General features: G+C 39.2%; 18 protein-coding genes. 10 read left to right on the top strand and 8 right to left on the bottom strand.

Annotated features, from left to right (window positions below; all coding sequences use genetic code 11):
- Positions 1-570: 570 nt before the first annotated feature.
- Both HHO47_RS15125 and HHO47_RS15120 read left to right on the top strand, forming a co-directional pair.
- On the top strand, positions 571-1,197 hold the full coding sequence (locus tag HHO47_RS15125) for a LysE family translocator (RefSeq protein ID WP_169021050.1): 627 nt from the start codon (positions 571-573) through the stop codon (positions 1,195-1,197).
- Between the two features lie 89 nt (positions 1,198-1,286).
- Positions 1,287-1,754, top strand: coding sequence for a GNAT family N-acetyltransferase (locus HHO47_RS15120; protein WP_169021049.1), 468 nt, complete (start codon positions 1,287-1,289; stop codon positions 1,752-1,754).
- 154 nt (positions 1,755-1,908) lie between these two features.
- On the opposite strand, the gene HHO47_RS15115 is transcribed toward HHO47_RS15120, so the two are convergent.
- On the bottom strand, positions 1,909-2,292 hold the full coding sequence (locus tag HHO47_RS15115; protein WP_169021048.1) for a DUF1842 domain-containing protein: 384 nt from the start codon (positions 2,290-2,292) through the stop codon (positions 1,909-1,911).
- Between the two features lie 132 nt (positions 2,293-2,424).
- Here HHO47_RS15115 and HHO47_RS15110 point away from each other — a divergent pair, with 132 nt between their 5' ends.
- From HHO47_RS15110 to HHO47_RS15085, 6 genes are all read left to right on the top strand, one after another.
- The gene (locus tag HHO47_RS15110; protein ID WP_169021047.1) at positions 2,425-2,913 is read left to right on the top strand and encodes a GNAT family N-acetyltransferase; all 489 of its coding nucleotides are present in this window, start codon (positions 2,425-2,427) and stop codon (positions 2,911-2,913) included.
- A gap of 236 nt (positions 2,914-3,149) precedes the next feature.
- Positions 3,150-3,521: a hypothetical protein gene (locus tag HHO47_RS15105; protein ID WP_169021046.1), complete on the top strand. Its 372-nt coding sequence runs from the start codon at positions 3,150-3,152 to the stop codon at positions 3,519-3,521.
- 119 nt (positions 3,522-3,640) lie between these two features.
- Complete coding sequence (locus HHO47_RS15100; protein WP_169021045.1) at positions 3,641-4,204, top strand: dihydrofolate reductase family protein; 564 nt, start codon at positions 3,641-3,643, stop codon at positions 4,202-4,204.
- A gap of 228 nt (positions 4,205-4,432) precedes the next feature.
- Positions 4,433-4,690, top strand: a complete 258-nt coding sequence (locus HHO47_RS15095; RefSeq protein ID WP_169021044.1) for a type II toxin-antitoxin system Phd/YefM family antitoxin — start codon at positions 4,433-4,435, stop codon at positions 4,688-4,690.
- The gene (locus HHO47_RS15090) at positions 4,678-4,977 is read left to right on the top strand and encodes a type II toxin-antitoxin system RelE/ParE family toxin (RefSeq protein WP_169021043.1); all 300 of its coding nucleotides are present in this window, start codon (positions 4,678-4,680) and stop codon (positions 4,975-4,977) included. Before HHO47_RS15095 ends, HHO47_RS15090 begins: the two co-directional genes overlap by 13 nt.
- 68 nt (positions 4,978-5,045) lie before the next feature.
- Positions 5,046-5,405 (top strand): GNAT family N-acetyltransferase, encoded by a 360-nt coding sequence (locus HHO47_RS15085; RefSeq protein WP_211183738.1) that lies wholly within the window; start codon positions 5,046-5,048, stop codon positions 5,403-5,405.
- Positions 5,406-5,520: 115 nt separating this feature from the next.
- Here HHO47_RS15085 and HHO47_RS15080 read toward each other — a convergent pair whose 3' ends face one another.
- The 3 genes from HHO47_RS15080 to HHO47_RS15070 all read right to left on the bottom strand — a co-directional run bounded on the left by HHO47_RS15080 (position 5,521) and on the right by HHO47_RS15070 (position 6,597).
- Positions 5,521-5,901, bottom strand: a complete 381-nt coding sequence (locus HHO47_RS15080) for a hypothetical protein (protein WP_169021041.1) — start codon at positions 5,899-5,901, stop codon at positions 5,521-5,523.
- Positions 5,898-6,266, bottom strand: coding sequence for a hypothetical protein (locus HHO47_RS15075; protein ID WP_169021040.1), 369 nt, complete (start codon positions 6,264-6,266; stop codon positions 5,898-5,900). Before HHO47_RS15075 ends, HHO47_RS15080 begins: the two co-directional genes overlap by 4 nt.
- Before the next feature lie 112 nt (positions 6,267-6,378).
- Positions 6,379-6,597, bottom strand: a complete 219-nt coding sequence (locus HHO47_RS15070; protein ID WP_169021039.1) for a hypothetical protein — start codon at positions 6,595-6,597, stop codon at positions 6,379-6,381.
- A 211-nt stretch (positions 6,598-6,808) separates the two neighbouring features.
- Here HHO47_RS15070 and HHO47_RS15065 point away from each other — a divergent pair, with 211 nt between their 5' ends.
- Entirely contained in the window at positions 6,809-7,672 is an 864-nt protein-coding gene (locus tag HHO47_RS15065; RefSeq protein WP_169021038.1) for a PA4780 family RIO1-like protein kinase, read from the top strand.
- A 172-nt stretch (positions 7,673-7,844) separates the two neighbouring features.
- Entirely contained in the window at positions 7,845-8,429 is a 585-nt protein-coding gene (locus tag HHO47_RS15060; RefSeq protein ID WP_169021053.1) for a YqaA family protein, read from the top strand.
- Between the two features lie 29 nt (positions 8,430-8,458).
- On the opposite strand, the gene HHO47_RS19660 is transcribed toward HHO47_RS15060, so the two are convergent.
- From HHO47_RS19660 to HHO47_RS15040, 4 genes are all read right to left on the bottom strand, one after another.
- A complete protein-coding gene (locus HHO47_RS19660; RefSeq protein ID WP_169021037.1) occupies positions 8,459-10,435 on the bottom strand; it encodes a phytase in 1,977 nt (658 codons plus the stop codon).
- A gap of 423 nt (positions 10,436-10,858) precedes the next feature.
- Positions 10,859-11,695, bottom strand: a complete 837-nt coding sequence (locus HHO47_RS15050) for a mechanosensitive ion channel family protein (RefSeq protein WP_169021036.1) — start codon at positions 11,693-11,695, stop codon at positions 10,859-10,861.
- A gap of 35 nt (positions 11,696-11,730) precedes the next feature.
- A complete protein-coding gene (locus HHO47_RS15045; protein ID WP_169021035.1) occupies positions 11,731-12,438 on the bottom strand; it encodes an LrgB family protein in 708 nt (235 codons plus the stop codon).
- Positions 12,431-12,817: a CidA/LrgA family protein gene (locus tag HHO47_RS15040; protein WP_169021034.1), complete on the bottom strand. Its 387-nt coding sequence runs from the start codon at positions 12,815-12,817 to the stop codon at positions 12,431-12,433. Before HHO47_RS15040 ends, HHO47_RS15045 begins: the two co-directional genes overlap by 8 nt.
- Between the last annotated feature and the right edge of the window lie 49 nt (positions 12,818-12,866).

Below are 12,866 nucleotides of genomic sequence, written 5' to 3'. Positions count from 1 at the left end.
TCTCTGACTAAAGAAATTGCATCAAGTTTAAATTCTTTGGTATATTTTTTACGTTTTGTCATTTCTGTTCTCCAGTTAAGCTTATTATGTCTTAACTGGGGTAGTCGAATCCATTAAACCACGTCAATTCGCCTTGTTGGTATGAGGTTTGGTATGGTATTTTATTTTATATACCTAACATTATGTAATTTAAAGACTATATTGTAAACAGGTTGTCTTCAAAATCCCCTGCCGCAAGGCATGCCGGTTCAAGTCCGGCCGCTGGTACCACTTTTAATAACCCTGACCAAATTGGTCGGGGTTTTTTTATGCCTGTAATAAAACGCTGCAAATAAACAGTATTTAGCAATGTACTTCCAAATAAATTAAATGTACCTTTTGTAGGTTCGTTTAATTCTCGTTGTTTATCATGTAAAGTTAATAATATAAAAAGCTCAACAACACTTTTATGGTTTTAAAAATATGGCTGTGTTGAGTATAGAAAATGGACAATTAACCACTACATTGCAAAGCTAGCAATGTGTATAAAACCCTAATATAAAGCTTTAATAGTAGAAATGGAGAAAGTTAATGGAATTTAATTCAATGATGTTATTTGTTATTGCTTGTCTGACTATCAATTTAATACCGGGGCCTGATGTTATCTATATCGTATCAAATACCATGAAAGGTAAGATGGTCAGTGGTATGAAAGCTGCGCTTGGCTTAGGTGTTGGTTACTTTTTTCATACATTAGCGGCTTGTGTGGGGTTATCAGCCATTATTTTAAGTTCAGCTTTGGCTTTTAGTATCGTTAAATGGCTTGGTGCTCTTTATTTAGCTTATTTAGGTGTTCAAGCACTTATTTCCATGTACAAAGGGAATAGTCAGGTAGTCGTTAGTGAAAGTAAGGATACGAAAGGAAATATTTTTATGCAGGGTGTTGTGGTCAGTGTTTTGAACCCTAAAGTTGCTTTGTTCTTTCTCTCATTTCTTCCGCAATTTATAAATACATCCACTGGCTCAGCAGCATCGCAATTACTGGTTTTAGGATTAATTTTCAGTGTGTTAGCAACGCTTTGTAATGTGCTGTATGCAACTGTTGGAAGTTGGTTGTTTAATCGACCTAATGCAGGTAGATACACGCGAATATTGGAAGGAGTGTCAGGGGTATTGCTAATTGGTTTAGCAGGTAAAATAGCACTGAGTGAACGTTAGGGTTGGTTGATTTTGCATAGGGCTTCCTCAATTAAAGTTGGAAGCTGTTGTTAACTCAATATTTGAAATTTGCAAAGGAGTGCGTTTGGTTGGATTTTATATTTCTTACAGATAAGGCTCACATGCAGCCCGTTATAGCAAAGTGGTACTTTCAGCAGTGGGGACACTTGGTTGAAGGCTCATCTGTAGAGTTGTTTAATAATAAGCTAAATGATTACTTAAACCGCGATAGTATTCCGCTTGTTATAATGGCCGTTGAGGGCGAAGATGTGTTGGGTGTTGCACATTTACGTTACCATGAAATGACTATTTATCCCGATAAAGAGCATTGGTTAGGCGGGGGGTATATTGATACTAAATACCGAAGTAAAGGAGTGGCTTCTGCATTAGTTAATCACCTTGAATCTGTTGCGGTTTCACTAGGCGTTACTGATATTCACTTACAGACTGAAAAATTAGATGGTGGCCTTTATAAACAACTTGGTTGGCAGCCAATCGAGCAGGTTAATAATCGAGGTGTTGAGGTACTGGTTATGACAAAGCACATTACTCAGTAACAGAGCGGCTAAAACATGAGTTGATATTAAGCGTAATTTTTTTAGGCGTTATTTATTAACAGCTAGGTGAGCATTGGGGCAGCTAAAATGGATGCTTTCAAGGGAATTAAGCGACGCTTGCTCGCCGCTTAATATAAAGCTAACTATGACCTATTTAGTCAATTAAGCTCACTTTACATTGGTAGGTGTTATCACCCACTGAAAAGCTGCCTTTACCATTCCATTGGTTATCTACAGCAAAGCTTGCGGTAAAAGGTGATAGATAGCTACCAATTGCTGGAGGCGGAAAAGACACCACGGCTTGACCTGTAAGCGCACCAACTTTAGTAACATCATTATAGCCAGTTGCGTGCATATGCCCCGAAGCGCTGGATGTGAATTGTGGTGAATGTTGTGTGCCTTCTTGAATATGACCATTCGCGCGGCCATTTAGTGCGTCTGTTTTTGGATCTACAGCAAACTGAATCTCCATTGAGCCACCACCAACAACACCAGATTGAAATTGTAATTTAACTAGATATAAGCTTTCATCAGACATTTTCTTCTTCCTTTTATAAAGTGCTGCACGCCGCTGCACGCCATTGTGCGGGCATTCATTAATCGAAGAAAGTGTAGAGCGACTACCAAAAAATACATATTACAGGGTATTACAAACAAGGAATTTCAAACAATGTTCGCAAAGTTAGACAATACAAATAAGGCACTCGCAAAGCATATTTACACCACTTTTCAACGTTCTTACAAAATAGAATCGGAGTTAATAGGTACGCTTAATTTCCCACCTTTATTGCGTACTGTTACTGATATACAAAGTTCGCAAACGCTTTTTTATGGATTTTATGACGATACGCAGCTCGCGGGGGTTATTGAGCTGGCAATCACCAACGAGCAATTAGAAATTAATAGCTTAACGGTTGACCCTGACCATTTTAGGAAAGGCATTGCCGATAAGTTAATTCACTATGCGCTAAGTGAGTGCGTTATTTGTGCAGCTATAACAACTGCCCTCGTCGAGACCGCCGTAGTAAACGAACCCGCTATTAAGTTATATAAAAAACATGGCTTTGTTGAGTTTAAACGATGGACCCCAGAACACGGTATTGAAAAGCTGGCAATGGTTAAAAGTAGGGCTGTTCCAATTGTAGGGGGCGTAATGTGAGATAATCTGTGTGTTTAATATGTCAGGCATTTACTTATTGCCTTCTAAAGCGCAGCGCCTCTTAATCTCTTTGTGAATCATTCAATTAAAGATCTTTTACACAAAGAGCAGAGAATGAGAAGTAACCGATTGAATCAAAATAGGAGCTCGGTTAAGGTTAAACCAACAATAAAAAATTAAAACGGGTTATTCTACAGACTAGTATCCATTCGGTAGCAATGATGCAGGTAAACTTCATGAGCATTAAATTTAAATGCGATCACGTAAATCAGGAGTTTACTGGCTCGGTAAAAGTCAACGCAAAAGAAAAAGAAGAATTTATTGTTCAATACAGGTCTGCAATGGTAGAAACAAAGGGTGTGGCAGGAATTGTCTACATTCTGAAAACAGAACTGCCTATACCAAGATTAAAAGGCGTGAGTGATATTCTCTACATAGGCGAAACGAAGCACGATGTTTGGAGTAGATACTATGCTGAGCAAGATGCCAATAAGTTCTGGTCTGTATATAGTCACGCTTTAGATAGTTATGGTGCTATTTGCATAAAGGTATATCAAACTTCAAACAATAAGATAACTGAGAAGGTGTTCTTACAGCAGTACTATTAATCATATCTTGAGCTACCTCCATTAAATAGAAAGGGGTAGAGCGGCGAAATTCCGGTGCAAAGCTAGCCGTAGCTGAGCATGGTGTTATAAGTAATCTTAATCTTGGAGTTAAATAAACTATGAAGTGTTCCGTATATATTGCAACGAGTGCCGATGGTTATATAGCAACACATGAAGGTGGTGTTGACTGGTTGCATACAGCTGGAAATTCAGAAGCGGATATGGGTAATAACCCTGATATGGGATTTAATGACTTTATCGCCTCAGTTGATTGTATGATTATGGGGCGAAAGTGCATGGATGCTATTTCTAGTTTCAACTTAACTCCAGAGCAATGGCCTTATGGTGAAACTAAAATTTATGTATTAAGTAACTCAATGAAAGAGCCACCTGAAAATTTACGTGGCAAAGTTGAAATGTATTCTGGTGATATTACAAAGTTAATAAATCAACTAGAAAGTGACGGTTATAAACATGCTTACATTGATGGCGGAACAACAATTACGGCTTTTATAAATCTTCAACTCATCAATGAAATGACAATTACCAAAGCACCAATCATTTTAGGTAAAGGTCTTCCGCTTTTTGGTGAATTAAATAAAAGCATTAAACTTATAAACTCAGAAGCTACTGTATTCCCAAATGATTTTATTCAAGAAAGGTTTGGTGTAGATTACTTCTAACACATATGAGCCTTAACTCTGTCAATAGGCACTAGTGTTTTTTTTGACCGTTTTTATACATTGACGGTCAATTCTAAATCAATAAACAAATTCGTTTACTTCGTCTGTCGATGTGGCTGTTAAGCAAGTAGCTTACGGCAAACACATATAGAGGCTCTCTTGTTGTTATAACCTTGAGTTTACGTGATACTATAGTGATACATTATTTAATTCTAAATCGGTCTTATCATGAGAGTTGAACTTGTTACGACGCTTAAACGTCACGCTACTAAAATTTTGGCTGATCTCCATATTTCCAAAGAACCCGTATTAATTACTGAACATGGGCAACCATCGGCTTATTTAGTTGATGTCGATGATTATGAATTTATGCAACAGCGAATGGCTATTCTTGAAGGTGTAGCACGCGGTGAACAAGCAATTAAAAATGGAAATACATTTTCAAATCAAGATGCAAAAGATAAAATGAGCAAATGGCTGAAGTAATATGGACATCACCAACACTTGATGATTTAAATGATATAGCAGAATACATTGCTTTAAGTAATATTCCTGCGGCTAAAAAGTTAGTTCAAAAAGTATTCGATAAAATATCAAGGTTAGAAAGTCCCCCTGAATCTGACAAGAGGCCACAGGAGTTAGTTAACTTAAATTATCGCGAAGTTAATGTTAATCCCTGCCGTATTTTCTATAAAGTTGATAGTGATAAAGTTTATATTTTGCATGTCATGCGGCAAGAAAGTGATCTACGAAGATTTCTTCTACGGAGCTAAATAAAAAGGAGTATAGCGTGAAAATTACATATGAAGAAAACGTCCCTAACCCAATGGAATTTTGTGAAATGCGTGTGAAAGCAGGCTTATCACCAAAGTCTCTAAAAGCAGCTGCAATTGCGTTGCCAAATAGCCTGTATGGAATCTCCGTACGAGATGGTGAGGCTTTAATTGCAATGGGGCGTGTAGTTGGTGACGGTGGGTGTAACTTTGAAGTCGTGGATGTTGCAGTTGACCCCAAATATCAAGGTAAAGGACTAGGGAGGACGGTAATGGAATATATAGGTAACTATTTGTCATCAGTTGCTTTGGAAGGTTCTTATATTTCAATGATCGCGGATGAACCAGCATTTTACGAAAAATTAGGCTACAAGCTTGTATCTCCTGCCTGTCAAGGGATGACAAAGAAGTTCAAACCGTACGTATAACAAACAATTTCAGTGGATTTGCAACGCTTGGCGCACTGGGCTTGCTGTGTATTTCCTCTTTGCGCTGTGTTTACGTGATGTTATTGCTGTTTAATTGCCACAAAGCGCATCTCAATTAGTGGCGCTTTTTACTGCGAGGAGCGCCTAGTACAATCGCTATTTGGCAGACGCATATTGACAAAAATGCACTTATGCCCAAAGCTCCGCCAAAATTATTAAAGTAAGGGGCTAAATTGTCAAACAAAATCGAAAAAATAACACTGGCAGAAAACAGCGTGTAAATCCCAAAGCGTTTTGGTGCGCTCATGCCAATAAATGTGCCACCAAAAAAAATACTGCTATATAGATCTGCGTTGAGCTCGCTGGAAAGCAAAATAAGGTAAGCGAGTATCGCCAAAATAGCTGACGCTCTAATCGCATCTAGGCGGTTATGCTTAGCTAAATAAAAGGTTAAAAACGCGCCAAGTAAAGTAAGTATTACTGATGATAAACTCATGCTGCGAGTCCTTTAGCTAATATAAACAAAGCAACGCTAACGAAGGCAATGCCCCCTAACTTACCGCCAAAGCCAGTAAACACTTTAGTCGTCAGTACATATAAAATAGCCCCAATCAATGAAATAATCGCTAATTCCCAATAGGTATTAATCAACCCCTGTGAGCACATTCCAGCAAAACTACCTGCATAAACCGCTGCGTAAGGATGGTTTGCATATTGTTTTGGAAAAGGAATAAAACTGCCAATAAGTCCGGTTAGGCAAGATGCAATAACCGCAGGCACTGCAAATTGTGTATGAAGGGTAAAACAAGCGACACATCCACTAAAAAAAGCGATGTATTTTAGGAGAAAAAATTTAGTCATAGAGTCGTGATTTGTCTTAACTGAAGTTATTGATTTAAGTTTCTAATGGCATAGCTGAGAGAACTCAAAATGTATATTGCTGTATGTTTAATAGCGTGCAAAAATAATACACTTAGTTTACTTCTTCACCGGCATGTTTTGCGGCTAATTCATCAAGTTCTGCGCAAGTGTAATCAAATCCCGTGCTATCAAATTGATAATTTACTTTAACGTCAGAACCACCATTGAGAAGTTTTGTTTTTACCTGGGCGACAGGCCAATGCTTTAATTCGTTTAAAAAACGATTAGCGATTTGACCAGATTGAAAGCGATAGCATATTTCTGAATTCATATAAAGTAAGTATAATTTGGGCAGTTAACTTTGCAGTTTGTGGATTTAGCTGATTTAGTCAAGTTTTTTGTGCTTTAACATGCTTGATAAGGCCAATTGTACGCTTATTAGCATTGGTTTTCGTCTGCTTTTGCTTTAACGTAAGGGTCTGTCAGATAAAATAGTTTGCGAGAAGATTACAAGGTATGCCTAAGTACGGTATAAGAGTGTCATGAAAACGCCAAAACAGATTTTACCGTTAATAGAAGACGGTATCGTTGATGAAGTCATCAGCCAATTAATGAGTGGAAAAGAAGCCTCGGTGTATGTGGTTCGCTGTGGTGAGCATATTCGCTGTGCGAAAGTGTACAAAGATGTACAACACCGAAGTTTTAAACAAGCAGTAAAATACCAAGAAGGACGTAAAGTACGCAATAGTCGTCGCGGTCGTGCGATGGAAAAAGGCTCTAAGTTTGGCCGTAAAGAACAAGAAAACGTGTGGCAAAATGCGGAAGTAGATGCGCTTTTCACGCTTTCTCGGGTTGGCGTAAAAGTACCACAGCCACATGGTTGTTATGATGGTGTACTGATCATGGATTTAGTCACCGATAATGATGGTGATGTAGCGCCACGTTTAAATGATGTGAGTTTAACTGCTGAGCAGGCAATTGAAGATCACGTTACTATGGTTCATTACATTCGCTTAATGCTATGTGCGGGTATTGTGCATGGTGATTTGTCTGAATTTAATGTGTTAGTAGATAGCTACGGTCCGGTGGTGATTGATTTACCGCAGGCAGTAAATGCGGCGGCGAATAACAATGCCCAAGAAATGTTTTTACGTGATGTACGTAATATGCGCTTGTATTATGGGCAGTATGCACCAGAAATACTCGATACGCGTTTTGGTGAAGAAATGTGGGCTTTGTATCAAGCGGGTGAGTTAACAGCAGAAACAGTTCTTTACGGTGAGGTTGCAGATAACCATGCTGAGGCTGATGTTGATTCAGTACTTGATGAAATTAAAGCTGCATTTGAACAAATGCAAGAAAACCAAGAGCGAATAAAAGCAGCACAAGCACCAGAGGACGACTAAAGTTTATTAACCTCATTAATTGGGGTTTTTACATAATTAGTTAAGTTTATTTGCCTGTTTCAGCCAATTTATATTCAAAAAACATTTATAAAACAATGCACATCTCAATTATGTAAGGCTGGTATTGAGCTTGCAATCATAGCAATTTATTGACTAATACTAAGGTAACATGATGGCTTTTATGCAGCGCCTAAAGCAAAAAACACGACAGCTCATTGATTCAAAACACATGTTGGTGAGTATCACAGTTGCGTCTTTTTTAGAATCAACCATAGTACCTGTTCCACTTGAAGCCGTGTTGGTGCCGCTAATGCAAGCGCGGCGTGAAAAGCTTTGGTTAATCGCCTTAATGGCGACTTTAGGCTGTATTATTGGGGCTCTGTTTGGTTACGCGCTTGGCTATTACTTATTTGATGCGGTTGGCGATTGGGTGATCAATACTTTTTCAAATCCAGAGCAGTTTGAACACGTAAAACAACAAATGCAGCAGCAAGGTTTTTGGTTTGTTATTATGTTGGGGATAGTGCCAATCCCTTTTCAAATAGCTATGCTTGCAGCGGGTGCGACCAAATATTCATTAATAATGTTCTTAATTGCGACGACTATTGCCCGCTCAATTCGGTATTTTGGTCTGGCACTGGCGGTGTATTTTGCTGGTAATCAAGCTGAGCGAATTATTACAAAACATAAAACCAAAGCAATGCTTGGTTTGACGGTGCTGGTGTTAGCTATTTGGTGGTTAACAACCATATTATAGCCGCCCTAGAGCGGCTATAATTTTTTGGTTTATTTAGCGTCGCCATGGATAAGTGAATGTACTTGACGCCAATCCACCACTTTAAAATTTTGTGGCTGCTGTGGCATACGATTGTAGCCATCTTGCACTATTAACACTCCTGCAGGATAACCTGGTAGTGATTTAGCTGTGACAGTTAATCCGTCGGTCTCAGATACACCATCAATGCCTAGATTCAAATTGGCGAGAATATTAAACTTACTCGCAAATTCAAGTGTAGGGTGATGCTCTCCTTTATTTATGCGATACACGACATAACTATCATCACCTTGGCTAGATACCACTAGTAAGCGCTCGTCTTTACCATGATAAATCTCCATGCCTTCAACATCATCAACTAGCATGCCATCAATTGATTGCAGCAATACCGGCTGTTGCTTTGCATCTGGTTCAGCATTAATAAACCAAATACCTGCATCTTCCTCACCAGCAAACAGTTCGCCGTTTTTATCGTCACTACTGCAACCTTCTGGTTGGCTCGGTAGGTTAAATTCGCGCACCAGTTTGCCTGAGACTTGTTGCTGTTGGTTGGTTATTTTATATTGCTGATATAACCCTGATTTATCATTCACAAATACATAGTCACCTGATTTTGATGAATACATGCATAAGCCATAAATCTCACTTAAATTGGTAGCCACGCTACCTAGGTGGTGTACGTTGTTTTGTATGTCGACAGTGAACAAACTAATGCTATTTTCACTGCGGTTACTGGCTGCAATTAGAGTGTGAGTAGGATTGTTGATATTGCTACTTTGACGAACGTCAACATTGTTAACCCTGCCCACTTCAAGGCTTTGAATTTGCTCTCCAGCTAAGTTATAGATCATCAGTCCGCGACGTTTATCAGTGCCTATGATCAAGCTTTTAGCAGCATCAGTTGGATGTACCCAGATAGCTGGATCGTCTGCGGCATCACCAAATGCTGCAACAGGTGTTGTTTGCACGTTTGCATACACATGTGCTGTTTTTGCAGTGGTGGTGTTGGTTTTTGCAGTGCTGGTGAGAGGGTCTAAAGTTAACTGACTGCTGCGGTATGCGCCACTTTCATCGTCATAGATAATGGCTTGAGCAGTAGTGGCGTTATTATTAATTACCACAGAACCAATACTGAGATCCCCAGAGACACGCCACTTTTGTTGTATACCTTGCTCTGGATTATATCGGTATAGGGTGTTATTGCTGCTGCTAGTAAACCAGAGACTGCCATCAGTGCTGGTAGTTAATGGGCCAATACCGCTGGCCAGTTCACCAAAAGGAGCAACCATACTAAGGGGGTGTTTACTCGCTGAAGATTCAGCATTGGCGTTCATTTGCCAAATACCAAGTTCTTCTTCACTGATAAATAATTGTTGGCTTACATCATTAACTGCACAACCCGCAGCTTCATTTACAACAGCAAATTCTCGAACCGCAATGTTAGTGGTTTGCTCTGTGGCCAAGTTATAAATTAAGGTTTCGCGCATTAAGCCGCGAGCATCAGCAACAAAAGCCGAAATACTGCCCGTACTGTGATTGTTAAATAGGCATACAGCTTCCGGTTTTGCTTGCGGTGCGACAATCGGTGCGTGCTCCGTTAGTTGCCAGCTGCCGTTACTGTTAGTAAGGATGAAAACGGCCACCAGATCGCGTTCGTTATCAATACTGGTCACTAAAAAGCGATTATCGCCAATAGTACGCACTGATAGAGTTTCAAAGTTACCCGTTTTAAGTACTTCACTATGTTGTTTATTTTGCTCTACTACAATTAAGCCTTGGCTTTCACTGGCGAGTAACCATGCATCATCAGCAAGCCAAGCAGCTTGCGAGCCTTGAATATTATTTTGTTGCCAAAATGGTGCGCTGTTAAGCTTTAGCGTAGTTTGATTTGGTTGAGTGGAATTAACATCTTGGCTGCTGCAAGCGCCTAATGTTACTGTGAGTGTTAATACATTTAGTGCATAAGCAAGTGGTTTAAGTGTTGGCACGAGTAAAGTCCTAAGTTAGCCATGTAATGCGATGCAAGCTAAATAACTTTTATGACAAAGTCGTGACAAAAGAAAGACTTCTGCAGTGAGAGTAAGGCGACTTAGGTTTCCTTTAATTCAATGGTTTTTATTTTATCTATCTGTTTTTATTGGTTTTGATTTTTAATTTTTAGTTTTTAAATGACGTGTTAGGGCATCGCTTTCATGTTGAGCTGATGTGACCCTAAGCATGATATAGCAGTTGGCAAAGCACAAAACATTACAGATAAAACTGTGATCACTTCATGTTTATCACGTGGAGATTGCTTCTATGGTCACGCCGAACAGTAACAGCGAATGTACGTTATAAGTTTTAATAAAGTTAAGCTGGTTTAGTATAAATAAAGGGAGCAATTAACTCCCTTTATTTGCAGTATTGCTAGCTTAGCTATCAATACTTTGTTGGTTAATTGTGACAATTCGTTGTGGGAATGGAATTTCAATATCCGCACTTTGAATCGCATTATATACGCCACCGTTTACGGCTAGCTTGGTTTCAATTATTTTCGTCGTCGGCACCCAATAGCGGTAACTAATAGTTACTCCACTTTCAGCAAACCGTTCAATGCCAACTTGTGATAGCGGTTCATTTGCGACTAACTCATGGTCTTTCAATACGTTTTCTATAAGCGCTATAGCATGCTCAGCACTGGCATTATAGGCAATATCAATTTCACCTTTTACTAATGAATAATTAAACGAGTTATGCAGTATTTCGCCAACGATGTGTTTGTTAGGAATAGTAATTTCGACTTTTTCTTCATTGATCAAAATGGTGTAGCCTAACTCAATGGTTTTTACTTGACCGCTGACATTTTTAACTTCAATCGTGTCACCAACAATAAAAGGTCGGGTGGCAATGATAGCCAAGCCAGCGCCATAATTTGATAACATCCCTTGCAATGCTAAACCAGCACCAAGAGAAGCAGCACCAATTGCAGCGACAAAAGGTGTGACACTTATGCCAATTTTACCCAGCGCAATAATAATAAACATAACGATAAACAATACTTTCACTACATTACTGACAAAATTAGTGAGAGTAATATCAATATTATTACGCGCCATTAAAGCAGCAACCATCTTAGATATTTTTTGTGCCACCCACAAACCAAAAATCAAGATCAACAATGCGCCAACTAATTGCATGCTGTACTTAACGAGGTATTCACTGATCATGGTGTAGTATTTTTCAACTTGTTGGATTTCTGTACTGATCATCTATTATCCATAAATAAAGTGGTTAAACTATTTCATCATAGCAGAGCTTGACTTAAAAAAGGATAAAGTAATGGTACGATTAAAGCGGTAAGTAATGCGCTCAGTGCCATTGCCACTGAAGCAAATGCACCAATACGTGGATGCTCAACTAGTGCGGCGGCGGTGCCTATTGCATGAAATGCAGTACCAATCGCAACACCTTGTGCTTGATGGTTATAAATACCCACCTGACGAAGAATAAGTAGTGCAAACAAAGCACCTAATAAGCCGATAAAAATCACCATTGCAGCTGCCAGCGACGCAATGCCTCCGAGTGAATCGGTGACTAATAGAGTAATGGGAGTCGTAACTGATAAAGCGGCAACAGAAGCCGCTAATTGTGCAGACACATTAAAGGCGGCACTGAGTAAGGTTGCAACCACAGTGGCATTGATTATGCCCAAACTACAGCAGCCAACAATCAGTAGGAGATTTCTTCGTATATGCACAAATTGTTGATAGAGAGGTAAAGCAAGCGCAACAATGGCAGGCTCTAGTAAATAGCTTAATAGTTGGCTATGACTGGCAAATTGCGAGTAGGGCAGTGAAAAACTCACTAGTAATATGGCTATAAGCGTAATAGTAATAAAAACGGGATTAGTCAGCGCTTTTAATAAAGGGTTGTTAATGGTTGTATTGAGCTTTCTTAGCCCTAAAAACAGCGTGATAATTACAGGAATACTTAACCACCATAGATCAATCATGTTCAACCCTACCTTTAAATACACTGATCACCGTTGCGATAAGCAGTAAGCTGGTCAATGGCACCAAAATGAAAACTGCACTGAGAAATTGCCATTGCAGGGTGATGATCTCAAGGTGTTCAATAAAGCCGACTCCAGCAGGGATGAAAAAAAGCGGCATGACATTTAATAATGGCTTAGCACAGGGAGTTAAGTGATGCTCTTTAACTACGTTTGTTAAAAGTAACGTAAGTAGCATTAGCATTGCTAATAAGGGGGCTGGAAAGCTGCCTTGTAGCCAGTGCATGATTATTTTTGCTATCGCCAAACAACCCAAAATCAAACAGCAGCTGAGCAAATAAGGAAAGATTTTTTTTAGCACTGGGGTTCGGGGAGCCATTGATTATTTACTCATTACAGGTCGTATTATACTTCAGCATATTTGCTTG

This window comes from Pseudoalteromonas arctica (assembly GCF_012927645.1).
Taxonomy (GTDB): domain Bacteria; phylum Pseudomonadota; class Gammaproteobacteria; order Enterobacterales; family Alteromonadaceae; genus Pseudoalteromonas; species Pseudoalteromonas arctica_A.
The sequence above is the reverse complement of the archived record's forward strand: the minus strand, read 5'-3'. Positions and strand labels throughout refer to the sequence as shown.

Excerpts from the sequence above, each read along its gene's own strand:
- HHO47_RS15045 (WP_169021035.1), bottom strand. The coding sequence starts at position 12,438 with ATGATTGATCTATGGTGGTTAAGTATTCCTGTAATTATCACGCTGTTT.
- HHO47_RS15125 (WP_169021050.1), top strand. The coding sequence starts at position 571 with ATGGAATTTAATTCAATGATGTTATTTGTTATTGCTTGTCTGACTATC.
- HHO47_RS15090 (WP_169021043.1), top strand. The coding sequence starts at position 4,678 with ATGGCTGAAGTAATATGGACATCACCAACACTTGATGATTTAAATGAT.
- HHO47_RS15080 (WP_169021041.1), bottom strand. The coding sequence starts at position 5,901 with ATGAGTTTATCATCAGTAATACTTACTTTACTTGGCGCGTTTTTAACC.
- HHO47_RS15065 (WP_169021038.1), top strand. The coding sequence starts at position 6,809 with ATGAAAACGCCAAAACAGATTTTACCGTTAATAGAAGACGGTATCGTT.
- HHO47_RS15075 (WP_169021040.1), bottom strand. The coding sequence starts at position 6,266 with ATGACTAAATTTTTTCTCCTAAAATACATCGCTTTTTTTAGTGGATGT.
- HHO47_RS15060 (WP_169021053.1), top strand. The coding sequence starts at position 7,845 with ATGGCTTTTATGCAGCGCCTAAAGCAAAAAACACGACAGCTCATTGAT.
- HHO47_RS15110 (WP_169021047.1), top strand. The coding sequence starts at position 2,425 with ATGTTCGCAAAGTTAGACAATACAAATAAGGCACTCGCAAAGCATATT.
- HHO47_RS15040 (WP_169021034.1), bottom strand. The coding sequence starts at position 12,817 with ATGGCTCCCCGAACCCCAGTGCTAAAAAAAATCTTTCCTTATTTGCTC.
- HHO47_RS15050 (WP_169021036.1), bottom strand. The coding sequence starts at position 11,695 with ATGATCAGTACAGAAATCCAACAAGTTGAAAAATACTACACCATGATC.
- HHO47_RS15105 (WP_169021046.1), top strand. The coding sequence starts at position 3,150 with ATGAGCATTAAATTTAAATGCGATCACGTAAATCAGGAGTTTACTGGC.
- HHO47_RS15115 (WP_169021048.1), bottom strand. The coding sequence starts at position 2,292 with ATGTCTGATGAAAGCTTATATCTAGTTAAATTACAATTTCAATCTGGT.
- HHO47_RS15095 (WP_169021044.1), top strand. The coding sequence starts at position 4,433 with ATGAGAGTTGAACTTGTTACGACGCTTAAACGTCACGCTACTAAAATT.
- HHO47_RS15085 (WP_211183738.1), top strand. The coding sequence starts at position 5,046 with ATGCGTGTGAAAGCAGGCTTATCACCAAAGTCTCTAAAAGCAGCTGCA.
- HHO47_RS15100 (WP_169021045.1), top strand. The coding sequence starts at position 3,641 with ATGAAGTGTTCCGTATATATTGCAACGAGTGCCGATGGTTATATAGCA.
- HHO47_RS15070 (WP_169021039.1), bottom strand. The coding sequence starts at position 6,597 with ATGAATTCAGAAATATGCTATCGCTTTCAATCTGGTCAAATCGCTAAT.